Raw genomic sequence first — 21,915 nt, 5'->3', positions numbered from 1 at the left:
CTTACCATGGAAGTAACTGCAAAATTACGCGGTGCCGCCATATCGGCACAAAAAGTTAGACTCGTTGCTGATGAAGTTCGTGGCAAATCTATTGAGCGTGCTTTGGATATCCTAACGTATAGCAATAAAAAAGGCGCTGTGTTTGTTAAGAAATGCCTTAACTCAGCCATCGCCAATGCCGAACATAATCACGGCTTAGATATTGACGACCTAAAAGTCGCTACTATCTATGTTGATGAAGGCATTACGCTAAAACGTATCCTACCACGTGCCAAAGGCCGTGCTGATCGTATCAGCAAGCGTACTTGTCACATCACTATAAAGGTAGGAGAATAAGTTATGGGTCAAAAAGTACATCCAATCGGAATTCGTCTTGGTGTTGTAAAAAAGCATAACGCAAACTGGTATGCTAACCCTAAACAATACTCAGAATACCTAATCAACGACATTCAAGTTCGTGAATATCTACGCAAAAAGCTAGATAACGCTATGATCAGCAACATCATGATCGAGCGTCCTACTGGCGCTGCTAAGATTACCATCGCCACTGCGCGTCCTGGTATTGTTATCGGTAAAAAAGGCGAAGATATCGAAAGACTTCAAAAAGAATTGACCAAAATTATGGGCGTACCTGCTCAGGTCAACATTGAAGAAATCACGTCACCTGACCTTGATGCACGTTTGGTAGCAGACGGCATCGGTAGCCAGCTTGAGCGTCGTGTTATGTTCCGTCGTGCGATGAAACGCGCGGTACAGAACAGCATGCGTTCTGGTGCTAAAGGTATCAAGGTTGAGCTGTCTGGCCGTCTAGGCGGTGCTGAGATTGCTCGTAGTGAATGGTACCGTGAAGGTCGTGTGCCATTGCATACACTCCGTGCTGATATTGACTACTCGTCAATTCGTGCAGAGACAACTTACGGCACCATCGGTGTTAAAGTTTGGATTTTCCGTGGCGAAATCCTTGACGGTATGAACAGTGTATATAATCCCGTCAAAGAAGAGCAGACTCGTGCGCCAAAACGCCGTGGTCGTGGAAACCGTCGAAACTCAGACAGAGGTTAAACTATGTTACAGCCAAAACGTACCAAGTTTCGTAAAATGCACAAAGGTCGTAACACTGGGCTAGCTCATCGTGGAAGCACCGTTGCATTCGGACAAATTGGTCTAAAATCATTGACGCGTGGTCGTATGACAGCTCGTCAAATCGAAGCAGCACGTCGTACCATCACTCGTAAAATTAAGCGTGGCGGTAAGATTTGGATTCGTGTATTCCCTGACAAACCAATTACCAACAAACCATTAGAAGTACGTATGGGTAAAGGTAAAGGTCCAGTAGAATATTGGGTATGCGAAATCAAACCTGGTAAAGTGCTATATGAAATTGAAGGGGTATCTGAAGAGCTTGCTCGTGATGCATTAACGCTCGCTGCAGCAAAATTGCCCTTTAAAACTACCATTGTTAAGCGGACGATAATGTAATGAAGATCAGTGAATTACGTGATAAATCATTAGAAGAACTGACCCAGTTACTTGATGAAAAGCAACTTGATGCTTTCCGTATTCGTATGGCTAAAGCAACTGGTCAGTTGGGTAATACCCATGAAGTTAGAGCCAATCGTCGCACGATTGCCCAGCTTCAGACTTTGATTAACGAGAAACAACGAGGCGACTCATGAGCGATAACAATCAAACAGCTACCAATGCTAGCGTATTGACAGGACGAGTTGTCAGCGACAAGATGGACAAGTCCATCACAGTTTTGATTGAGCGTCTGGTTCGTCATCCTTTGTATGGCAAGCAGCTTCGTCGTTCTACGAAAATCAAAGCTCATGATGAGAATAACGTTTGCCAACAAGGCGACCTTGTCCGCATCAAAGAAACGCGTCCAATCTCAAAAACTAAGTCTTGGACTTTAGTTGATGTGGTTGAAAAAGTAGAAAAAATCTAAGTAAATTGCATTAAAAGCCAGAAGCTGTTAAAATAGCCGCCTTTTTAAGGATGCTGATTGCGCCGAGCGTATATCACTCACATTAAGAGTAAGTCGCGGTTATTTATATTAAAATGCCGTCCTACTCATTCTGTGCTAGCGGCAGCAACTGGTTTTTATTGCTCATACGTGTGGAGTAACGCTATGATTCAGGTTGAGTCAATGCTGGAAGTTGCAGACAATAGCGGTGCAAGGCGAGTTCAGTGCATTAAAGTACTGGGTGGTTCTCATCGTCGTTATGCATCAGTTGGCGACATTATTAAAGTAACGGTTAAAGAAGCCATTCCTCGTGGTCGTGTTAAAAAAGGCGACGTGATGAATGCAGTAGTTGTACGTACCAAAAAAGGCGTTCGTCGTCCAGATGGTTCTGTGTTACGTTTTGACGACAATGCTGCGGTATTGTTGAACCAAAACAAAGCGCCGATTGCAACTCGTATTTTTGGACCGGTAACTCGTGAACTACGTGGTGATCAGTTTATGAAAATTGTATCACTAGCACCAGAAGTATTGTGAGGTAATCCATGTCAAAATTACGTAAAGGCGATACAGTTATCGTGATTGCTGGGAAAGACAAAGGCAAGCAAGGTACTGTACAAGCTGTAAAAAACGATCGTATTAAAGTTGAAGGCATTAATATTGTTACTAAACATCAGAAGCCAAATCAGGCAACTGGCGTTGAAGGTGGCATTCTTAAGCAAGAAGCTTTTCTGCATATCTCAAATGTCGCAATCTTAAATGCGCAAACCCAAAAAGCAGACCGTATTACTTATCAGTTTGGCGAAGACGGCAAGAAACAACGCGTCTATCGTTCAAGCGGTGAAGTAGTGGCGACTGCGTAAGACACTAAGGGTGTAATGGTAATGGCAAGATTAAAATCTTTATATAACGATGAACTAAAGCAGCAAATCAAAGAAGAGCTTGGTTTGGCAAATGTGATGCAAGTGCCTAAAATCACTAAAATCACACTTAATATGGGTGTGGGCGGCGCGTCTCAAGACAAGAAATTGTTGGAAGGTGCTGTAGCTGATATGACCGCGATTGCTGGTCAAAAACCTGTTGTCACCAAAGCGCGTAAATCAGTTGCTGGCTTTAAGATTCGTGAAGAATGGCCAATTGGCTGTAAAGTAACGCTACGCGGTGAGCAAATGTACGAATTTTTAGATCGTCTCGTTGCCATTGCAATTCCTCGTATTCGTGATTTCCGCGGTTTTTCACCTAAAGCCTTTGACGGACGTGGTAACTACTCATTGGGTATCAAAGAACAAATCGTATTCCCAGAAGTAGATTTTGACAAGATTGATCGTATCCGTGGTATGGATGTGACAATCACCACGTCAGCTCAATCTGATGAAGAAGGTCGTGCGTTGCTTAAAGCATTCGGCTTCCCATTTAAATAAGGTAAAGACGTTATGGCAAAGAAGAGCATGATTAACCGCGAATTAAAGCGCGAAAAAATGGTTGCTAAATATGCTGAAAAGCGTATCAAGCTAAAAGAAACTATCAGTGATATGACTGCAAGTGACGAAACTCGTATGGAAGCGATGTTAGAGCTACAAGCTCTTCCACGCAACTCATCACCAGTACGTCTGCGTAATCGTTGTGCTATCACCGGTCGTCCTCACGGTTACTTCCGCAAGTTTGGCTTGTCACGCAATATGCTGCGTGAGCGTGTCATGCAAGGCGATGTGCCTGGTGTTCGTAAAGCAAGCTGGTAAGGAGTAACTATATGAGTATGCAAGATACCGTTGGGGATATGCTAACCCGTATCCGTAACGCACAAATGGCTAACAAAGTATCGGTAGCAATGCCGAGCTCTAAATTACGTAAATCAATTGCTGATTTGCTAGTTAGCGAAGGTTATGTGGCTAGCGCTGTTGTTGCTGAAGAAGAAAACAACAAAGCAACCCTTACTATTGAATTGAAATATTTCGAAGGCCGTGCTGTCATCGAAACTATCCAACGTTATAGCCGTCCTGGTTTACGCCAGTTCCGCGGTAAAGACGCTATCCCTACTGTTAAGCAAGGTATGGGTGTTGCTATCGTATCTACTAGCCAAGGTATCATGAGCGATCGTGCTGCACGCGCTGCTGGTATCGGTGGTGAAATCGTCGCATTTGTAGCGTAAGCTATACGACGATGAAGTCTATTTGATGGTTGTTAGGCTTCTATCGGTTGAGTAATATTAAATTATTTTGAATTGATAGATGTCTAACACAGTCAACTATGCTAAACTAACACGCTTTTTAGCCTGTTAGTTTTTTCGCTAATATAAAGAAGTTAAATTTTTTAAGGAATATTCCTATGTCTCGTGTGGCTAAAGCCCCAGTGACGCTGCCAAACGGCGTAAGCGTTACTTTGAACGATCGGCAGGTCGAAGTTAAAGGCAAGAACGGTACTATGTCTTTACGCCTGCATGAATTGGTCGAGCTGAAACAGGAAGATGATGCTATCATTTTCTCACCTACAGTCGATTCAAAAGAAGCTATGATGCACACTGGCACCATGCGCGCTCTTGTTAACAACTATGTTACTGGCGTAAACGAAGGCTTTGAAAGACGTCTTCAGTTAATTGGTGTTGGTTATCGCGCGCAAGTTACTGGTAACAAAGTAACCTTGAACGTTGGTTATTCTCATCCAGTAGAGTATACGTTACCTGAAGGTGTATCAGCTGAAACGCCAACGCAAACTGAAATTGTTTTGAAATCAAACAATAAACAGCAGCTTGGTCAAGCAGCCGCCAACATCCGTGGTTTCCGCCCACCTGAGCCTTACAAAGGTAAAGGTATTCGTTATAGTGACGAGCATGTGATTCGCAAAGAAGCTAAGAAAAAATAAGGTGAGTTGAAATGTTTGATAAAAAAGCAGCTCGTCTGCGTCGAGCTAAGAAAACACGCGCGCATATCCGTTTCTTAGGCGTTCATCGCTTAACGGTTAACCGCACGTCAAAACATATTTATGCCCAGATTATCTCTCCAAATGGTGGTGAAGTGATTGCTCAGGCATCTACCTTAGACAGCAGCTTGCGTTCAGGCGCGACTGGTAATGCTGATTCAGCAACGTCTGTAGGCCAAATGATCGCAGAACGCGCAAAAGCAGCTGGCATTACTAAAGTTGCCTTTGACCGTAGTGGTTTCAAATATCATGGTCGAGTTAAAGCTTTAGCAGAAGCTGCTCGCGAAAACGGATTGGAGTTTTAATCATGGCTAGAAATGATAAAAATGATAAAAATGAACAGACTGACGGTCTAGTAGAACGCTTAGTTACCGTTGATCGCGTAGCGAAAGTTGTTAAAGGTGGTCGTATTTTCTCTTTCACTGCATTGACTGTAGTGGGCGATGGCAATGGTCGTGTAGGTTTTGGTCGCGGTAAAGCACGTGAAGTGCCAGCTGCTATCCAAAAAGCACTAGAAGCTGCCAAACGTAATATGATTACTGTTGAGCTAAATGATGCAACTTTGCATCATCCAATCAAAGCACGTCATGGTGCTAGTAAAGTCTACATGCAACCTGCATCTGAAGGTACTGGCGTAATCGCTGGTGGCGCAATGCGTGCTGTATTAGAAGTTGCTGGTGTCAAAGATGTTTTGACTAAATGTTATGGTTCTACCAATACTGCTAACGTTGTTCGCGCAACGTTTAACGGTTTACGTGATATGTCAACTCCAGAGAAGATGGCAGCTAAACGTGGTAAATCTGTAGACGAAATCTTGGGTTAACTTAGACTAGGTGAGTTACGATGAAAAAAATGAAAGTCACTCAATTTAAATCGGGTGCCCATCGCCTAAAGAGCCACAAAGCGAGCTTGAAAGGATTGGGTTTACGCCGTATTAATCATACTGTTGAAGTAGAAGATACTCCTTCAACCCGTGGTATGGTCAATCGCGTTAACTACATGGTAAAAGTGGAGGAAGCGTAATGGGTCTTAGATTAAATGAATTATCACCAGGTGTTGGCGCAAAGAAAACTGCCCAACGTCGTGGTCGTGGTATCGGTTCAGGTCTTGGTAAGACTGGTGGTCGTGGTGTAAAAGGTCAGAAATCTCGTTCAGGTTCTAGCATTCGCTCAGGATTTGAAGGTGGTCAGATGCCTTTATATCGCCGTCTACCAAAATTTGGTTTTACCAGTAAACTGGCTATGAAGACTGCTGAAGTACGTCTTTCTGAACTGAATAAAATTGAAGGCGATGTAGTTAGCCTTGAAACACTTAAAGCTGCTAACCTTATCCGTCACGATATGAAACGTGCTCGTGTAATGCTATCAGGCGAAGTCACTAAAGCTTATACTTTTAAAGGTATTAAAGTGACTAAAGGTGCTAAGCAAGCTATCGAAGCTGCTGGTGGTAGCATCGAGGAGTAGTAACGTGTCAAAACAATCAATGTCATCGGCTGGTATACCGCTTAATCCATTCGCATTTATACGTAAGTATGATGAGCTATGGACGCGTTTATTATTTTTAATCGGCGCATTGATTGTTTATCGTTTAGGGTCACATATTCCAGTTCCGGGTATCAACCCAGTTAACTTGGCTGATCTGTTTTCGCGCAACGAAAACACCATTCTGAGCATGTTTAACATGTTCTCAGGTGGTGCGCTAGAGCGTATGTCTATCATGGCACTTGGCATTATGCCATATATCTCAGCATCGATTATCGTACAGATGATGTCTGCAGTATTGCCATCGCTTGAAGCCCTCAAAAAGGAAGGTGAAGCGGGACGACGCAAGTTAAACAAGTATACCCGTCAGGGAACACTTGCTTTAGCACTAGTACAGTCATTAGGAATGTGTGCCGGCTTAATCAGCCAAAACCTTACTTTATCTACTGGTCTTACCTTCTATATTCCAGCTGTTACTTCTTTAGTAGCAGGCGCAATGTTCTTAATGTGGCTTGGTGAGCAGATTACAGAACGTGGCGTAGGTAATGGTATTTCAATGCTCATTTTTGCGAGTATTGTGGCTGGTACGCCAGGTATGATTTCGCAGTCTATTGAACAGGTCAATCAAGGTCAGATGAACTTGATTGTGCTATTTATTTTTGTACTGCTAGGTATCGCGGTTACTGCGGGTATCGTTTATATTGAACGTGCTCAACGCCGTGTTCCTGTGAACTATGCACAAAAACAGCAACAAGGTCGCAAAATTTATGCTCAGCAGCAATCACATTTACCGCTGAAGCTAAATATGGCAGGGGTTATCCCAGCTATTTTTGCCAGTTCTTTGTTATTGTTTCCTGCAAGTTTAGGGCAGTGGGTTGGTCAATCGACTGATCCTACCTTTGTACAGAAAATACTTCAAAATATGGCATTGGTGTTGTCTCCAGGGCAGCCGCTATATTTAGTACTGTTTGGCGCAATGATTATTTTCTTCTGTTATTTTTATACGGCATTGGTATTTAGTCCGCGTGAAGTAGCAGAGAACCTTAAACGTAGTGGTGCGTATATCCCAGGTATTCGCCCAGGACAACAAACTCAGCGTTACCTCGATCATGTATTAAACCGACTGACCTTTATTGGCGCGATGTATATGACGGTTATTTGTTTAATGCCAATGGTCGTCCAGTCATCGTTTGGTGTGCCGTTTCAACTCGGTGGTACGTCTTTACTGATTATGGTGGTTGTGGTAATGGACTTCATCTCGCAGATTCAAGCGCATTTGATGACCCATCAATATCATGATCAGACGTTAATTCAATCGCCCACTCAACCTTAAATGAGCGGTACGATATTTCAAGGAGCATGCTATGAAAGTTCAAGCATCAGTTAAAAAGATTTGTGGTAGCTGTAAAGTTGTGCGCCGTAAAGGCCGTGTACATATTATTTGTACAGCAGAACCTCGCCACAAGCAACGTCAAGGTTAATATTTAGTGTTAGAAAACCTCTAGTTTTCACTGCTAATTAAATTAATACTTGAAAAATAACGGCGGATGCGATATCATCCGCCACTTGCCGTGTTTATACAAAATCTTTTATAATAGAATCGATGAGCAGACTTATAGTCAAAACATCGATAATGACTATAAAAGCTCTAGTATTAACAGCAACAAATCTGAAGAGTAAAGCCTTATCGCTAGATAACGCTTATTTTTCTTTAATGGAGAGAAATCAATGGCTCGTATTGCCGGCGTAAACATTCCGGATAATAAGCATGCTGTTATTTCACTAACTTACATCTTTGGTGTAGGTCGTACCACTGCTCAGAAAATCTTAGAAGCAGTTGGCATCGCCCCTACTACTAAAGTCAGTCAGTTAGATGATACACAGTTAGATGCTATCCGTGCACAAGTTGCAAATTACATGACTGAAGGTGACCTTCGTCGTGAAGTTTCAATGAACATCAAGCGTTTAGTTGATCTTGGTTGTTACCGTGGCATTCGTCATCGTCGTAACCTACCAGTTAGAGGTCAGAACACCAAGAACAACGCTCGTACTCGTAAGGGTCCGACACGCCCTCTCAAAAGATAATTAACTTAGGAAGCTAAAAGATGGCAAAAGACACTCGCAGTCGCAAAAAGGTGGCTCGTCGTTCAGTATCGGAGGGCATTGCCCATATCCATGCGTCTTTTAATAACACCATTGTTACGATTACCGATCGTCAAGGTAATGCATTGGCTTGGGCCACTTCAGGTGGACAAGGCTTCCGTGGTTCACGTAAATCTACACCATTTGCAGCTCAGGTTGCAGCTGAAGTCGCTGGTAAAGCGGCCCAAGAATATGGTGTTAAGAATATCGATGTTTTGGTCAAAGGACCAGGACCGGGTCGTGAGTCTGCGGTAAGAGCACTAGGTGCATTGGGTTATAAAGTTAACAGCATCTCTGATGTAACCCCAATCCCACACAATGGTTGCCGTGCGCCGAAAAAGCGCCGCGTCTAATATTAAAGACGAAGCTTTTTATACTAAAAGCTTATAGGAGACATAACAATGGCCCGCTATATTGGACCAAAACTGAAATTATCACGTCGTGAAGGTACGGATTTAGGCCTTAAGTCTGGCGTTAAACCGTATGACGTAAAAACGAAGAAAGCTGGTCGTCCACCAGGTCAGCATGGCGTAAGCCGTAACAAGACCTCAGAATATGCTCTACAGTTGCGTGAAAAGCAAAAAGTTAAGCGTATTTATGGTGTACTTGAGCGTCAATTCGCGAACTACTATAAAGAAGCTGCTCGTAAGCGTGGCGCTACTGGTGAAAACTTGCTAGCAATGCTTGAGAGCCGTCTAGATAACGTTGTATATCGCATGGGCTTTGGCTCAACTCGCGCAGAAGCACGTCAGCTAGTCAGTCATCGTACTGTTATGGTAAAAAAAGCTGGCCGTGATGAGTTTGTTCGTGTGAACATTCCTTCAATTCAGCTTCAAGATGGTGATGTCATCGCTATCCAAGAGAAATCTCGCGAACAGCTACGTATTAAAAACGCTATCGAATTAGCGACACAACGTGGTATTCCAGAATGGCTTGATGTTGACCACAGCAAACTACAAGGCACGTTTAAACATGCGCCTGATCGTATTGATCTACCTGCTGAAATCAACGAAAGCTTGATCGTTGAGCTATACTCTAAGTAATGACGTAATGCTCAATGTTATGAAAATGGCATTGAGCAATTAACGTTAATTAAACCAGTTTAATAAATCGAGGTGACATCATGATGCTAAATGCAACTGAGTTTCTAACGCCGAATGCCATTAATGTGGATACGGTTAACGAAACGATTGCGAAAGTCACGCTCGAACCGTTAGAACGCGGCTTTGGGCATACCCTAGGTAATGCTCTGCGTCGCATCTTGTTATCTTCATTACCTGGTGCTGCAGTCATTGAAGCCGAGATTGATGGTGTTGACCATGAATACTCAACGCTTGAAGGCCTGCAAGAAGACGTACTTGATTTGCTTTTGAACCTAAAAGGCTTAGCAATTACGCTTCATGACCAAAATGAAGTATTTTTGACCTTGGATAAACAAGGTCCAGGCACTATTACTGCTGCAGACATCGCGTTACCGCACAATGTTGACATCATCAATCCAGAATTGGTCTTGGGTACATTGAGCGATCGTGGTCATCTTAAGATGCGTTTGCGTGTAGTGATGGGTCGTGGATATGAGCCAGCAAACCAGCGCCGTGAAGATGGTGATACTAAAGCAATTGGACGCTTAAAGCTTGATGCAAGTTTTAGTCCTGTGCTTCGTGTTGCTTATCAGGTTGAGAACGCTCGTGTAGAGCAGCGTACTGATCTTGATCGTCTTATCATTGAGCTTGAAACTAATGGCACTATAGATCCAGAAGAAGCAATTCGTAAAGCAGCCACTATTTTACAACAACAGATTTCTATCTTTGTTGACCTAGAAGCTGAAGAAGCGCCTGAGCCTGTGAAAGAGAAAGAAGAGGTTGATCCGGTGCTATTACGCCCTGTGGACGATCTTGAACTAACGGTTCGCTCAGCCAACTGCTTGAAAGCTGAAAACATTTACTATATCGGTGATTTGGTACAGCGTTCAGAGACTGAACTTCTAAAAACCCCAAATCTTGGTAAGAAATCATTGACAGAAATCAAGGACGTATTAGCGTCTAAAGATTTAGAGCTCGGTATGCGCCTAGATAACTGGCCACCAGCTGATTTACGTGTTGATGATCGCTTTTCTTATCGTAGCCGTTAAACTTTAAGGATTTTTGACTATGCGCCATCGTAAGAGTGGAGTCAAGCTGGGTCGTACCGGCAGTCATCGTAAGGCAATGTTTCAGAACATGACTAACTCATTATTTGAGCATGAACTGATCAAAACAACTTTACCAAAAGCTAAAGAACTACGTCGCGTTGCCGAGCCATTGATCACTATGGCTAAAGAAGACAGCGTTGCTAACCGTCGTTTAGCATTCAGCCGTATGCGTAGCAAAGCTATGGTAGGCAAATTATTTGGCACGTTAGGTCCTCGTTACCAGACGCGTCCAGGTGGTTATTTGCGTATCGTAAAATGCGGTTACCGTGATGGTGACAATGCGCCAATGGCTTATGTAGAATTGGTTGATCGTGACTAGTTTTACACCTAAGACATATTCCATAAAAAAGCTCCAATTGAATTGGAGCTTTTTTTTGTCTTAAATTTGACTAAATATACTAGTAGCTGTTTAAAGCAATAATTAGCTGCTTAGAGTAATAACGAATCGACATTAGCCGCACCTTGTCTGATAACTTCAGGAACGCTACTAGTCATATCCACGATAGTAGTAAGCTTGGTTGTCTTTATACCTGCGTTGATCAGTCCGTCGATTTGATTGCCTAGTAAATCTTCAATCTCAAATGGGTCGTCCAAAATATCGTCTCGATTAGGCAAAATCAGTGAGCTGGTTAAGATAGGTTCATCCATCGCTTCTAATAATGCTTGAGCAATAGGGTTACTAGGCACACGAATACCAATGGTTTTTTTCTTTGCATGCGCCAGTTTCTTGGGTACGTCTTTGGTGGCAGTAAGAATAAAAGTAATTGGGGCAGGGGTGTGGGCTTTTAACTGTTTAAATTGCACATTATCAACTGTTGCATAATTGGCAATTTCGCTTAGATCGCGGCACAGTAGTGTAAATTGATGCTTATCATCGAGTTCACGGATTTGCTTAAGCTTAGCTAGGGCATCCTTTGCTCCCAAACGGCAACCAAAAGCGTAACTGGTATCAGTTGGGTAGATAATTAACTGATCTCTGCGCAATAGGTCAGCGGCTTGCTCAATGAGGCGTGGCTGCGGATTATCGGGATGAATATAGAAGACTTCCATAGTGGTTCCTTATTTTATAATTATTGGTTTTTAATTGAGACAAATTTTTCATTAATTAGATGTGGTTCAATCACTAGATATATTAGAAGAACTATTCTAGAACTAAAATAGTTCAATATCTTTAAAATACTACTTCAGTTATCAGTATAGCTCAAAGTAGATATAAGTTTAGTGGCAAGGCGTTACCAAGCGTAGAAAATCGTTAATAAGTAGGAACGCTTAGTAATTTAAACTAAGCGCTGATCTCAGATGAAGAAGTGCAAGCGCTAAGTAATGCAGTCAGTAAAGTCTTAGCGTCACGCGGCAGAGTATGAGGTTTGGCTATATAGCTTTGGACTTGCTGATAAACATCAATCGCAAAGGTGCTACTACTAGTGTCGAAGTCGGCAAACAAATTATCTTGTGAGACTTGGAAATTTCGTCCACACGCTAAGGTGAATAAACACTCTAATGCTTGAGGTTTGATTTCTACACGCTCAAATGCCTGCTGCTGCGCCGCTGATCGTCCATCTGGAGCATACCAGTAGCCAAAGTCAGATAGTTGTCTACGAGCGTCACCAGCTACGCACCAATGACTGATTTCATGTAAAGCACTGGCAAAAAAGCCATGAGCGAATTCAATTCGAGCGGGTTCATTATCTTGAGCTGGAAAATACTCGGGTTCATCATTGCTACGAGCCAATATAACTTGCTGATCAGCGAACAAAGTATTAAATAACTGTATAAGCCAATCGGTAGCTAATCGTTCGCTATCAACTAACAATTCTGCTGAGTAAGTATTGTCAGATTGAGTACTAGACAATTCTTGCCACTGGCCTCTCCATTCTTTTAAATACTCATTTTTATCATGAGAGAGTATATTGCTAGATGACTTTTCAGTATGACTCTTTAATTGAATAAGCTGTTGTAGCAACGAACTTGCTTCAGTAGAAGAAAGTAAATCAGAAAAATTTATTTTATTATCGGATCGATTCATAGAGAAGACATTGACTTAATAAATACTAAAGACAAAAAACTTTAGGTAAAAAGGTAAGTAGTAAGAGAGCTTAAACAAATTTACTATCAAAAAATCTTAACATACTAGCGCTAGCAGAATATGGCACTTTCCGTTAGTATGGCAAGCAATATTATACACCGTTTTTATGAATGAGGCCGCGCATGTCAAGCACTCCAGAAACTAAACCGTCAGCACCTCACGCTGACAATAAAAAAGCGCCTGTATCTACTGGCATGCCTGAGCACATCTCCTTAGATAAGTGGGCAGACACTGGTTACGAATGGTCAGGAGAGGTCAAACCAAGCTCGTTTGATCGTCTGGCTACTATTCTGAGCACTGAGCATGAGCAGTCAAATATACAGCTCAACGCTAACTTGTATCGTCGTAACAACGTCTTGCATTTAGCATTTACTTTGACAGGTGATGTTTGGCTAACTTGTCAGCGCTGTTTACAACCAATCGCTATAGACTTATCTGATGATTATGACATCGCGCTACTCGAAAACGATAGTCAGGTTCGTTTAGTCAAAGATGAACAAGATTATTTATTACTAGATGAAATCGTCACCGAGCAGTCGCCAGAGCGTCTGTTACCATTTAAGAAATTGGTAGAAGACGAAATTTTGCTCAAAACGCCAATGGCGCCAAAGCATGACGATTGTGAGATGTCTGTTGAGCAGTTTGGCGAGATACCAGAAGAAGAGGAAGGTGAGAATCCTTTTGCTGCTTTAGCCTCGCTAAAAGGTAAACTATAAGCGCCAAAATTATCTACTCGATGCATTTAAAAAGCCTTTTATCAGCTTTGTACAGAAGAGTGCAAGGCAGGGCTTTATTAATTTAATAAACATGCGTATAATGTCCGGTTTATTGCATTCGAGCAACCTGTTGCTTGCTGATAGAAACTGACTGGGTAAATTTTTTATAGAATTCAGCCTTGGTCAGTGCTTTATGTGAGTGGCAATCTATTTAACTAATGATGCTTAAGACTTAGGTTGTTATGATTATATAGCCTCTGTCAGTATCGACTTAAGCTGAATTTCAAGCTTATCCCTTTTAAGTATAGGAGCTATATCATGGCTGTTCAAAAAAGTCGTAAAAGCCGTTCTCGTCGTGACATGCGCCGTTCACATCACCGTATGGAAATTGCTGAACTAAGCGTAGATGCTACTACTGGTGAAAAACATCGTCGTCATCACATGACTAAAGATGGTTTCTACCGTGGTCGTCAACTGTTCAAAGTCAGCCAAGACGCCTAAGATATTGGCTCTGTGATAGCTTAGGCGAAGATGATAATAGTACTGGTGACTATTGTTGTTTTTGCCTAGTTATTATTAGTCAATAAGCTTTGAGCTAAAAAAAGCCAAGTTATTTCGCTATCATATATTATGTGGCTAGATAACTTGGCTTTTTGTTATTTATAACTAGACTTATTGCTTAATTCGCTTGTTATTTTTAGTAGATTTAAAAATGTGCTGATATAATCTGCTCCTTTAATTTGAGCAACGTTACTCTTGCTGTTTGGTTTGCATCCGCTATGATAATAGTGTCTGTCAGTGTATAGTTTACTGACAATCCGTTTGCTTGCATAAATACTTGAAGTAGCGGCTTTGTATAACATCTAATAATATAATACACCCCATTGTTTTTAGGGATATTTCTAATCAGATAAGGAATATTGGTTATGGCTTCTGTACCCGATATGGTAAAAAAGCAACCCGCTCGTATCGCGGTTATTTTTCCTGGACAAGGATCTCAAGTAGTCGCAATGACAAGCGAGCTTGCTGAAATCTATCCAGAGATACGCGATACATTTACCGAAGCGAGTGATGCGCTTGGCGAGGATTTGTGGGCAATCTGTCAGGACGAAGAAAAACTCAATCAAACCCAATATACTCAGCCTGCGCTTTTGACAGCTAGTATTGCTATTTGGCGTGTTCTACAACAAAAAATAGAAGAGACGCCTTGTTATTTAGCTGGTCACTCTCTAGGCGAGTACAGTGCCCTGTGTGCTGCCAACGTAATATCGCTTGGTGATGCAGTCACTTTAGTGCATAAGCGCGGTCAGTTGATGCAAGAGGCCGTTGTAGGTGTCGATACTGCTATGGCTGCAGTACTAGGACTAGAGGACAACCGAGTCGAAAACCTGTGTGAACAAGCAACCGAACACGTAGAAGGTGCCGTAGTCGGTGCAGCCAATTTCAACAGTCCAGGACAAGTGGTTATCTCGGGTAACGCTGCTGGTGTTAATGCTGTTATTGATAAAGTCAAAAATACTGGCAAAAAATCTGTTCCTCTAAAAGTGAGTGTGCCGTCTCATTGCGCACTTATGGAACCTGCCAGCAATGCATTGGCTGAGATACTAGCGGGTATCAAGTTTGATCAGGCAACCATTCCTGTTATACAAAATCGCTATGCACGCGTTGAAACCAGTGCGGTCGGTATCAAGCAAGCATTGACCGAACAGCTGAGCGAGCCAGTACTGTGGTCAAAAACCATGCAAGAGCTGGCTGACAAGCAAATCAATATCTTAATTGAATGTGGCAGTGGTAATGTACTGAGCAATTTGGCGAAGCGTCAGGCGCAGCCAATCGCCAGCTATCCTACTGACAAGCCTGCCCGTCTAGAAAAATTATTGGAGGTGTTATCATGAGCCGTACGATTACATTAGTGACTGGCGCTAGCCGAGGTATCGGCAAGGCAGTGGCCAAGCGTTTTGCTAAAGAAGGACATTTTGTCATCGGAACCGCGACCACTGAAAAGGGCGCTGAGCTTATCGATGACTACCTTCATGATACTGGTGGTATTGGTCGTGTTTTAGACGTACGTGATACTGCTCAAATTGACAAACTGTTTGAAGAGATCGAAAGCGTTTATGGCGCGGTACAAGTATTGGTTAACAATGCAGGTATCACTCAAGATGGTCTACTGATGCGCATGAAAGATGAAGATTGGGAAAATGTCATCGACACCAATTTGACATCGGTATATCGCATGAGTAAACGTGCCGTACGCGGTATGATGAAAGCACGCCGTGGTCGTATTATCAACATTACCTCTGTCGTCGCTCAAATGGGCAATGCAGGCCAATCTAACTATGCGGCGACCAAAGCTGGCGTAGAAGGGTTTAGCCGTACGCTTGCACGTGAGATTGGTTCACGCCAAGTGACCATCAACTGCGTGGCACCGGGTTTGATCGAAACGGATATGACAGATGAGCTTGATGAGCGCCTATTGAACTCTATGTTAGATGCTGTACCTATCAGTCGTCTTGGTCAGCCAGAAGACATCGCTGCAGCGGTACATTTCTTGGCTAGCGACGAGGCCAGCTATATCACAGGCGCTGTGATTCCTGTCAATGGCGGCATGTATATGTAGGCAATATACGAGCGTTACATAGTTATAATAAAAAACTGTGTGAACGAGTGTAAACTATAATAAAGGATGCTATAATGCCGGATACTTTTGAGTCAAAGCCCTGTATGATAACAGGGCTTTATTAGACATCAGACAGACTGTATAACATGTCATAGAGTACTCAGACAGCATTGCTGGTCTGGCAAACGCATTTTATATACCATGCTATAGCGTTTAAACAAGGCGATATAGCAGTTTATTAAAAATAATAGATGATAACGGAGTGATCTACATGAGTAATGATATCGAGTTAAGAGTAAAAGCAGCAGTAGCTGAGCAACTAGGTATGAATGTTGAAGACATCAACAATGATGCTTCATTCATGGAAGACCTAGGTGCAGATTCTTTAGACCTAGTTGAATTGGTTATGTCATTTGAAAGTGATTTTGGTATCACTATTCCTGATGAAGATTCTGCAGAATTGACTACTGTTCAAAAAGCAATCGATTACGTACAAGCCCAACTATAATTTGCTACTTATTTAGCAGATTTATAATGCCGCTTATCTGATTAGATAGGCGGTTTTTTTTATGGGTGTATAACTGATATTTTTAAACGCAGCAATCGAATTTAACATTGACTACGTCAATTCAACATTATTCAACATACTATTACTATATACATTGGATCACTTTATCTATACTCATAATAGTAAGTCGTAGAAAAGGATGCCGGTTAGACATTTAAAATATTGTTTGATTGCGTGTTTTACTAAAAGAATGACAAATAATAATATTTCAAGGAGTAGATATATGGGTATGTTTAGCTTTGCAAAAGATATCGGTGATAAGATTTTTAACCGTGATGACGAAAAGCATGATGCTAAGACAGAGACGAAAGCAGATGCCAATACACCAGTACAAAGCAGTGAGCCGAGTGCACAATCAGTGGCAAATATTTTGTTGCGCCGTATTCAGCAGCAGAATCTCAATATCAGTAACCTGAAAATTAAATACAATGGTTCTACAGATACTGCAGAAATTAGCGGTAATGCTAAAACTCAAGCTGACCGTGAAAAAGCAATTATCGCTATCGGTAACGTGCAAAACGTTGCAAAAGTTATTGATAACATCGATATCGAAGAAGATGCACCTGAATCTATAATGTATACGGTAAAGTCTGGTGACAGCTTATCTAAGATTGCTAAAGAAGTTTATGGTTCATCTGGTGATTATATGAAGATATTCGAAGCAAACAAGCCAATGTTATCTGATCCAGATAAAATCTATCCAGGTCAAGTACTACGCATTCCTAAGCCATAATTCTAGAAGAAGCGTATAGAAAGGTAGTGTATAGAAAGATAGTATTTTGAATATGACATTCTAATAAAAAAGTCTCTTATTATTAAGAGGCTTTTTTTATGTTGTACACTTCAAATAAACACTTTATTTCAGTGACATTTGATAGTTATAAAGTGATTGGTTAATTAGTCGAGTCTAGCTTGTTGTGCTGCTCAGCTAGAGCCCATTCGATATGCTCATCTAGCATGTCATTATGTAAGGTCAATTTAGATTTTAACTGTTCGACTACTTCTAAGCTAGCATTAGCATTGCCAAGTCCGATAGCAATATTACGTAAAAAATTCACATAGCCGGTGCGTCTAAGCGGACTACCTTGAGTGTTCTTCATAAAGTCGGCTTCTTGCCACTGCCATAGTTCAAGCAAGCTACTATTATCCAATCCATGCCTTGGTACGAAGTCATCAACAGTAGTTAGATTGGCATAACGATTCCATGGACAGATTAACTGGCAATCATCACAGCCAAAGACCCGATTGCCAATTGCGCGTCGATATTTGGTATCGATGACGCCATCATGCTCGATAGTCAAATAGGAGATACAAGCAGAGGCGTTGAGCTCGTGGGGCGCTACAATTGCTTGAGTAGGGCATATGTCGATACAAGCGCTACAACTACCGCAATGCTCCTTGACCGGTTTATCATCGGGCAGCTCAAGGCTCAAAAATAGCTCACCGAGCACAAAAAATGAGCCAGCTTGTTTATTTATAAGTAATGTATGTTTACCTGTCCAACCGAGACCTGCTGCATCTGCAATAGGCCGCTCAAAGATAGGCGCCGAATCGCTAAAAGGTCTAAACACAAATTCTTTTTCTAAACCGATTTCCAAATGTTGCCATTCAGGAAGCATTGTTTCTATCTTTAAAGCCAATTGCTTTAAACGACTACGCATTGTTTTATGGTAGTCACGCCCTCTTGCATAACGCGCAATGATGCCTTTATTAGGGTGATCGTTATCAGTGACAGCACGCGGTGTGGGTGCTTGAGTTAGATAGTCCATACGTACGCTGATGATGGTCTTTGCTCCCTCGACTAGCTGATCAGGATGAGCGCGCAGATCATGATTATTATGCATAAACTGCAGCTGGCCCTCATAGCCTTTATCTAGCCACTTTTTTAGCTGTTCAATCTGCTTAGTAAACAAAGGATGATGCACAGATAAAAAACCACAATCAGCAAATCCTAGTGCCTGTGCTTGTGCTGTAATCCACTGCTTAACATCAGCTGTAGTTGCAAATACAGTTGGGTTCATAATGGTAATTCTGTTTTTATCAGTAGGCATAGAGAGTAGGTGCTTATTAGATGTTTTCTCGTTTGTTTTAATCAGACTATTCATATCTGACGATCAGCGGTTATGTAAATACCGCTATGATAAGCCAGTGAGCAATGAGTGCAAGTATAAAAGAAAATAAACTCACATTCATATTGATACATAAATCGAGGTAAGCTTTTGCTAAGCTGATATGAGAAATGAGCAACCAAATTTAGATAAAATAAAAATTAGTAGCAACACCAAGGATGAGTTATGAGAAATAATACCCATTTATCACCTATAAAAAATACACAACCTATTGCGCTATATAGTAGTGAGCAGGTTTATGCGATGGAGCACGCTTGGTTTGCAGAGGGATACGATAGTTTTGGTTTGATGAAACAAGCTGCTTGGCAAATGACACAGCAAATAGAGCAGATTTATGAGCGAAAAACCGTCAGTGCCAGCCATTCTACCAACACTAACATTTATCACCGTAGTGCTCATCCACGTCGAGCAAGTATCTGGGTAGGGAAAGGTAACAATGGTGGTGATGGCTGGCTCATCGCTCATTATTTACAGCAAGTTGGCTGGCAAGTAGAAGTAATAACAGTTGGCTTTAGTAAAGATGATTTTATTATCGATGACCAATCAGTAACTTCTAAAACTCCTAGCGATAAAGATAGCTACAGTGGAAATATAACGGACGCGACAAAGGCATTACAGATAGCTCTAGCTAGCAGTTGTCACTATCAACGGTTTGAAGACATTATTAGTCACGATGATGCGGATAAAATAAACTTGCTAGCTGATGTTTATATCGATGCATTATTTGGTATTGGCTTAGATCGTGCACCAGAAGGCGTTTATGAATTAGCTATCAATACCTTCAATAGTCTTACTCAGCAAAATAACGCACTGGCAATAGCAGTTGATATTCCGAGTGGGTTAGTGGCCTCTACTGGTGAAGTTTTCGAACGTATAGCGATACAAGCTGACGTGACTCTATGTTTGATTGCGCGCAAGTTTGGTCTACATACCAAAGACGGTACAGACTATAGCGGAGACATAGTCGATATACCGTTGATACCTCATCAAAAGGCGTGTCAGCAAACAGCTAGCCATCATATGGTAGCTGAGAAAAATGCCAGTCAAGCATTTGCGCCAGTTGCCACGCTGCTGATGGCTGCATATAGTATGAAGCCACGTCGCCAAAACAGCTACAAAGGTAGCTACGGTCATGTACTAGTCATTGGCGGAAATCGCGTCGATGGCTCTCAGGGTATGGGCGGTGCTGCAATACTATCAGCGGCCAGTACGATGGCGACAGGTGCCGGTAAAATAACAGTTGCCTGCCATGAGGCTTTTCATGGGTCACTATTGACCTCATTACCAGATGCGATGACTATTAATTTACATGACGCAAGCGGCGTGAAAAATCTGATTAAGCAGGCCAGTGTCGTTGCTATTGGGATGGGGCTTGGCCGCGACGAAAAAGCCGAAGCATTATTCATTGATTACGTACAGGCTGCTATAGAGAATGAAAAATCAATTGTGATCGATGCAGATGGACTTTATCACTTAGCATCGCTGCACATGGACAGTCATGAACTGGCGACAAAGCTACGAGAATATAGTGCTAATCATCGGGTTTGCTTGACGCCGCATAGTGGGGAAACAGCTAGATTACTTGAGCAAAAGATAAGTGAGATTGAGTCCAATAGACTGCAAGCTATAAAACAGTGCGCTGCAACATATGGTGGTGACTGGGTATTAAAAGGGGCAGGATCGTTAGTGTTAGAACAAGAAGAGGGAAAAGAAAGAGTATATGTCTGTAATGTGGGTAATGCTGGTATGGCAACCGCTGGCATGGGTGATGTGCTATCTGGGGTAACCGCTGGACTATTAGCACAGCAAGATTTATCAGCAGAGGCACGTAGCTTGCATCAAGCGGTTCTTATACATGGGTTTGCAGGAGATGTATTAGTCAATCAAGCGAATAGCGACGCAAATATATTACTAATGGGGCAACGAGGGCTACAAGCTCAAGATATGCCAGCAGCCATTCGTCACGTCATGCAGCTTATGATAGTTTGATATTTGCTTTCATTAGGTCTGACTAGGTAGAAGGGTTGGAGCAATACTGAGTAATCGCTTGCTGTACTCGCTCGCGCTTAAGCTCAATCTCACGACCATCTAGGTATTGACGTTTACCATTGGCATCCATCTCATAGATACGGCCGCCTACATTTAGGTTGGTCAGATTATTACGTAATGATTGGCAGCGTTGAGCATTAGCCTGAGCTTCTTGTTCCTTAATACGTGCTTCAAGTGCTGCTACTCGCTGTTCTTCTGCAGTTTGAGCATTGCTGCTCTGGTTAGGATCTGTTTTTCCTGCCATTTGTCCTGCATTGTTCTGTCTACCGTCACTACGAAACTCAATCAGTTCGATATTTTTGCCGACTTGTGGCGCATGTTGGCTATATTTTACTTCACCATGTGCCCCAATAGATTTATAAACTTGAATGGCCTGACTGGCATTCATGGACAGCATTAGCATACACGCGGTACTCATCAACAGTTTGGCAGCGGTAGTTATCTTAGACGCATATGCCATAGTAGCAATCCTCTTATTTAATAAAAATCAAATGTATATGGGTGTAAATATAACACTTGAACGTTTTATTGGTAGTAATAATGTATCGACTATCGATTCTAGCAAATAATACTTATCAATGTGTATTATTTAATAACTATTAGTTTGGGATAGGCTTTAGAAGTTTTTCTTGACAATAACTCGTAAACCATCGAATATAATAGCAGTTGATTGGTCAGTGAGCGGCTTTTACGATGTTGCCGTGGCACTTGAGAAAGAAAACGACGAGTTACTTATCGGTAGCTTACGCAGTTTTATTTCCTTTGTGATAATGATATAGCAAGCATAGTGGCATAACGACCACTGTTGATAGCGATACATTGTCTCCGGACTTATCTGTCTACAATGACTAAGATAAACTTATTATTTGAAATGTGCTAAATGTGTTTTTAGCAGTTGTATCAAACGCGATATAGTATGCTGTTAAGAGATTTCCCCAAAGCCTATTGTAAGTTCTAAACATCTTATAATTTAGCATTGGCTATGAAGTTTTTTTGCTTGTGTATATCGATGCATCTGTACAAATAAAGTCACACGAATAAAGTCACAATAGGT

Annotated in this window: 33 protein-coding genes; 29 read left to right on the top strand and 4 right to left on the bottom strand. The window is 41.9% G+C overall.

Annotation, left to right across the window (positions count from 1 at the left end):
* Window positions 1-6: 6 nt before the first annotated feature.
* From rplV to rplQ, 22 genes are all read left to right on the top strand, one after another.
* Window positions 7-336: a 50S ribosomal protein L22 gene (gene rplV, locus Q0788_RS10740; RefSeq protein WP_021813373.1), complete on the top strand. Its 330-nt coding sequence runs from the start codon at window positions 7-9 to the stop codon at window positions 334-336.
* A gap of 3 nt (window positions 337-339) precedes the next feature.
* The gene (gene rpsC, locus Q0788_RS10735; RefSeq protein ID WP_057758704.1) at window positions 340-1,062 is read left to right on the top strand and encodes a 30S ribosomal protein S3; all 723 of its coding nucleotides are present in this window, start codon (window positions 340-342) and stop codon (window positions 1,060-1,062) included.
* A 3-nt stretch (window positions 1,063-1,065) separates the two neighbouring features.
* Window positions 1,066-1,479: a 50S ribosomal protein L16 gene (gene rplP / locus Q0788_RS10730; RefSeq protein ID WP_025644399.1), complete on the top strand. Its 414-nt coding sequence runs from the start codon at window positions 1,066-1,068 to the stop codon at window positions 1,477-1,479.
* Window positions 1,479-1,676: a 50S ribosomal protein L29 gene (gene rpmC, locus Q0788_RS10725; protein WP_025644397.1), complete on the top strand. Its 198-nt coding sequence runs from the start codon at window positions 1,479-1,481 to the stop codon at window positions 1,674-1,676. Before rplP ends, rpmC begins: the two co-directional genes overlap by 1 nt.
* The gene (gene rpsQ, locus Q0788_RS10720) at window positions 1,673-1,948 is read left to right on the top strand and encodes a 30S ribosomal protein S17 (protein WP_021813375.1); all 276 of its coding nucleotides are present in this window, start codon (window positions 1,673-1,675) and stop codon (window positions 1,946-1,948) included. The genes rpmC and rpsQ overlap by 4 nt, the downstream gene beginning before the upstream one ends.
* A 183-nt stretch (window positions 1,949-2,131) precedes the next feature.
* Window positions 2,132-2,500 (top strand): 50S ribosomal protein L14, encoded by a 369-nt coding sequence (gene rplN / locus Q0788_RS10715; RefSeq protein WP_010196702.1) that lies wholly within the window; start codon window positions 2,132-2,134, stop codon window positions 2,498-2,500.
* Between the two features lie 8 nt (window positions 2,501-2,508).
* Entirely contained in the window at window positions 2,509-2,826 is a 318-nt protein-coding gene (rplX, locus tag Q0788_RS10710; RefSeq protein ID WP_101204866.1) for a 50S ribosomal protein L24, read from the top strand.
* Window positions 2,827-2,847: 21 nt separating this feature from the next.
* Window positions 2,848-3,384: a 50S ribosomal protein L5 gene (gene rplE / locus Q0788_RS10705; protein ID WP_101204865.1), complete on the top strand. Its 537-nt coding sequence runs from the start codon at window positions 2,848-2,850 to the stop codon at window positions 3,382-3,384.
* 12 nt (window positions 3,385-3,396) lie between these two features.
* Entirely contained in the window at window positions 3,397-3,702 is a 306-nt protein-coding gene (gene rpsN / locus Q0788_RS10700) for a 30S ribosomal protein S14 (protein WP_010196705.1), read from the top strand.
* A gap of 11 nt (window positions 3,703-3,713) precedes the next feature.
* Entirely contained in the window at window positions 3,714-4,112 is a 399-nt protein-coding gene (rpsH, locus tag Q0788_RS10695; RefSeq protein ID WP_101204864.1) for a 30S ribosomal protein S8, read from the top strand.
* 176 nt (window positions 4,113-4,288) lie between these two features.
* Window positions 4,289-4,822, top strand: a complete 534-nt coding sequence (rplF, locus tag Q0788_RS10690; RefSeq protein ID WP_298810438.1) for a 50S ribosomal protein L6 — start codon at window positions 4,289-4,291, stop codon at window positions 4,820-4,822.
* Between the two features lie 11 nt (window positions 4,823-4,833).
* Window positions 4,834-5,184: a 50S ribosomal protein L18 gene (rplR, locus tag Q0788_RS10685; protein ID WP_057758713.1), complete on the top strand. Its 351-nt coding sequence runs from the start codon at window positions 4,834-4,836 to the stop codon at window positions 5,182-5,184.
* Between the two features lie 2 nt (window positions 5,185-5,186).
* On the top strand, window positions 5,187-5,702 hold the full coding sequence (gene rpsE / locus Q0788_RS10680) for a 30S ribosomal protein S5 (RefSeq protein ID WP_057758716.1): 516 nt from the start codon (window positions 5,187-5,189) through the stop codon (window positions 5,700-5,702).
* A gap of 20 nt (window positions 5,703-5,722) precedes the next feature.
* Window positions 5,723-5,902 carry a 50S ribosomal protein L30 gene (rpmD, locus tag Q0788_RS10675; RefSeq protein WP_010196714.1) on the top strand — a complete coding sequence of 60 codons (180 nt, stop codon included), beginning with the start codon at window positions 5,723-5,725 and terminating at the stop codon, window positions 5,900-5,902.
* Window positions 5,902-6,342, top strand: coding sequence for a 50S ribosomal protein L15 (gene rplO, locus Q0788_RS10670; RefSeq protein ID WP_057758719.1), 441 nt, complete (start codon window positions 5,902-5,904; stop codon window positions 6,340-6,342). The genes rpmD and rplO overlap by 1 nt, the downstream gene beginning before the upstream one ends.
* 19 nt (window positions 6,343-6,361) lie before the next feature.
* Entirely contained in the window at window positions 6,362-7,693 is a 1,332-nt protein-coding gene (secY, locus tag Q0788_RS10665) for a preprotein translocase subunit SecY (RefSeq protein ID WP_166739245.1), read from the top strand.
* A gap of 31 nt (window positions 7,694-7,724) precedes the next feature.
* The gene (gene rpmJ / locus Q0788_RS10660) at window positions 7,725-7,841 is read left to right on the top strand and encodes a 50S ribosomal protein L36 (RefSeq protein ID WP_010196721.1); all 117 of its coding nucleotides are present in this window, start codon (window positions 7,725-7,727) and stop codon (window positions 7,839-7,841) included.
* 247 nt (window positions 7,842-8,088) lie between these two features.
* Window positions 8,089-8,445: a 30S ribosomal protein S13 gene (gene rpsM, locus Q0788_RS10655; protein WP_021813384.1), complete on the top strand. Its 357-nt coding sequence runs from the start codon at window positions 8,089-8,091 to the stop codon at window positions 8,443-8,445.
* 20 nt (window positions 8,446-8,465) lie between these two features.
* Window positions 8,466-8,855 (top strand): 30S ribosomal protein S11, encoded by a 390-nt coding sequence (gene rpsK / locus Q0788_RS10650; protein WP_010196728.1) that lies wholly within the window; start codon window positions 8,466-8,468, stop codon window positions 8,853-8,855.
* 48 nt (window positions 8,856-8,903) lie between these two features.
* Entirely contained in the window at window positions 8,904-9,545 is a 642-nt protein-coding gene (gene rpsD / locus Q0788_RS10645; RefSeq protein WP_057758723.1) for a 30S ribosomal protein S4, read from the top strand.
* 80 nt (window positions 9,546-9,625) lie between these two features.
* On the top strand, window positions 9,626-10,633 hold the full coding sequence (gene rpoA, locus Q0788_RS10640) for a DNA-directed RNA polymerase subunit alpha (RefSeq protein ID WP_021813386.1): 1,008 nt from the start codon (window positions 9,626-9,628) through the stop codon (window positions 10,631-10,633).
* 19 nt (window positions 10,634-10,652) lie between these two features.
* Window positions 10,653-11,012, top strand: coding sequence for a 50S ribosomal protein L17 (gene rplQ, locus Q0788_RS10635; RefSeq protein WP_021813387.1), 360 nt, complete (start codon window positions 10,653-10,655; stop codon window positions 11,010-11,012).
* Between the two features lie 110 nt (window positions 11,013-11,122).
* Here the strand turns inward: rplQ and Q0788_RS10630 are convergent, their stop codons facing one another.
* Together Q0788_RS10630 and Q0788_RS10625 are read right to left on the bottom strand one after the other, a co-directional pair.
* The gene (locus Q0788_RS10630) at window positions 11,123-11,743 is read right to left on the bottom strand and encodes an L-threonylcarbamoyladenylate synthase (RefSeq protein ID WP_102077934.1); all 621 of its coding nucleotides are present in this window, start codon (window positions 11,741-11,743) and stop codon (window positions 11,123-11,125) included.
* 232 nt (window positions 11,744-11,975) lie between these two features.
* Complete coding sequence (locus Q0788_RS10625) at window positions 11,976-12,719, bottom strand: elongation factor P hydroxylase (RefSeq protein ID WP_298810433.1); 744 nt, start codon at window positions 12,717-12,719, stop codon at window positions 11,976-11,978.
* A gap of 182 nt (window positions 12,720-12,901) precedes the next feature.
* On the opposite strand from Q0788_RS10625, the gene Q0788_RS10620 reads away from it, so the two are divergent.
* From Q0788_RS10620 to lysM, 6 genes are all read left to right on the top strand, one after another.
* Window positions 12,902-13,495, top strand: coding sequence for a YceD family protein (locus Q0788_RS10620; protein ID WP_298810432.1), 594 nt, complete (start codon window positions 12,902-12,904; stop codon window positions 13,493-13,495).
* Between the two features lie 318 nt (window positions 13,496-13,813).
* A complete protein-coding gene (gene rpmF, locus Q0788_RS10615) occupies window positions 13,814-13,996 on the top strand; it encodes a 50S ribosomal protein L32 (RefSeq protein ID WP_057758809.1) in 183 nt (60 codons plus the stop codon).
* 425 nt (window positions 13,997-14,421) lie between these two features.
* The gene (fabD, locus tag Q0788_RS10610) at window positions 14,422-15,390 is read left to right on the top strand and encodes an ACP S-malonyltransferase (RefSeq protein ID WP_298810431.1); all 969 of its coding nucleotides are present in this window, start codon (window positions 14,422-14,424) and stop codon (window positions 15,388-15,390) included.
* Entirely contained in the window at window positions 15,387-16,115 is a 729-nt protein-coding gene (fabG, locus tag Q0788_RS10605) for a 3-oxoacyl-ACP reductase FabG (protein ID WP_057758813.1), read from the top strand. The genes fabD and fabG overlap by 4 nt, the downstream gene beginning before the upstream one ends.
* Window positions 16,116-16,386: 271 nt before the next feature.
* A complete protein-coding gene (acpP, locus tag Q0788_RS10600; RefSeq protein WP_057758815.1) occupies window positions 16,387-16,623 on the top strand; it encodes an acyl carrier protein in 237 nt (78 codons plus the stop codon).
* A 283-nt stretch (window positions 16,624-16,906) separates the two neighbouring features.
* Window positions 16,907-17,416, top strand: a complete 510-nt coding sequence (lysM, locus tag Q0788_RS10595; protein WP_298810429.1) for a peptidoglycan-binding protein LysM — start codon at window positions 16,907-16,909, stop codon at window positions 17,414-17,416.
* Window positions 17,417-17,576: 160 nt separating this feature from the next.
* Here the strand turns inward: lysM and queG are convergent, their stop codons facing one another.
* Window positions 17,577-18,734, bottom strand: coding sequence for a tRNA epoxyqueuosine(34) reductase QueG (gene queG, locus Q0788_RS10590; protein WP_298810427.1), 1,158 nt, complete (start codon window positions 18,732-18,734; stop codon window positions 17,577-17,579).
* A gap of 243 nt (window positions 18,735-18,977) precedes the next feature.
* Between queG and Q0788_RS10585 the strand changes: the two genes are divergently transcribed.
* Complete coding sequence (locus Q0788_RS10585; protein ID WP_298810426.1) at window positions 18,978-20,801, top strand: NAD(P)H-hydrate dehydratase; 1,824 nt, start codon at window positions 18,978-18,980, stop codon at window positions 20,799-20,801.
* Window positions 20,802-20,823: 22 nt separating this feature from the next.
* Here the strand turns inward: Q0788_RS10585 and Q0788_RS10580 are convergent, their stop codons facing one another.
* Window positions 20,824-21,321 (bottom strand): DUF4124 domain-containing protein, encoded by a 498-nt coding sequence (locus tag Q0788_RS10580; RefSeq protein ID WP_298810425.1) that lies wholly within the window; start codon window positions 21,319-21,321, stop codon window positions 20,824-20,826.
* Window positions 21,322-21,915 lie beyond the last annotated feature (594 nt).

It is taken from the genome of uncultured Psychrobacter sp. (assembly GCF_947500265.1).
Taxonomy (GTDB): Bacteria; Pseudomonadota; Gammaproteobacteria; order Pseudomonadales; family Moraxellaceae; genus Psychrobacter.
The sequence above is the reverse complement of the archived record's forward strand: the minus strand, read 5'-3'. Positions and strand labels throughout refer to the sequence as shown.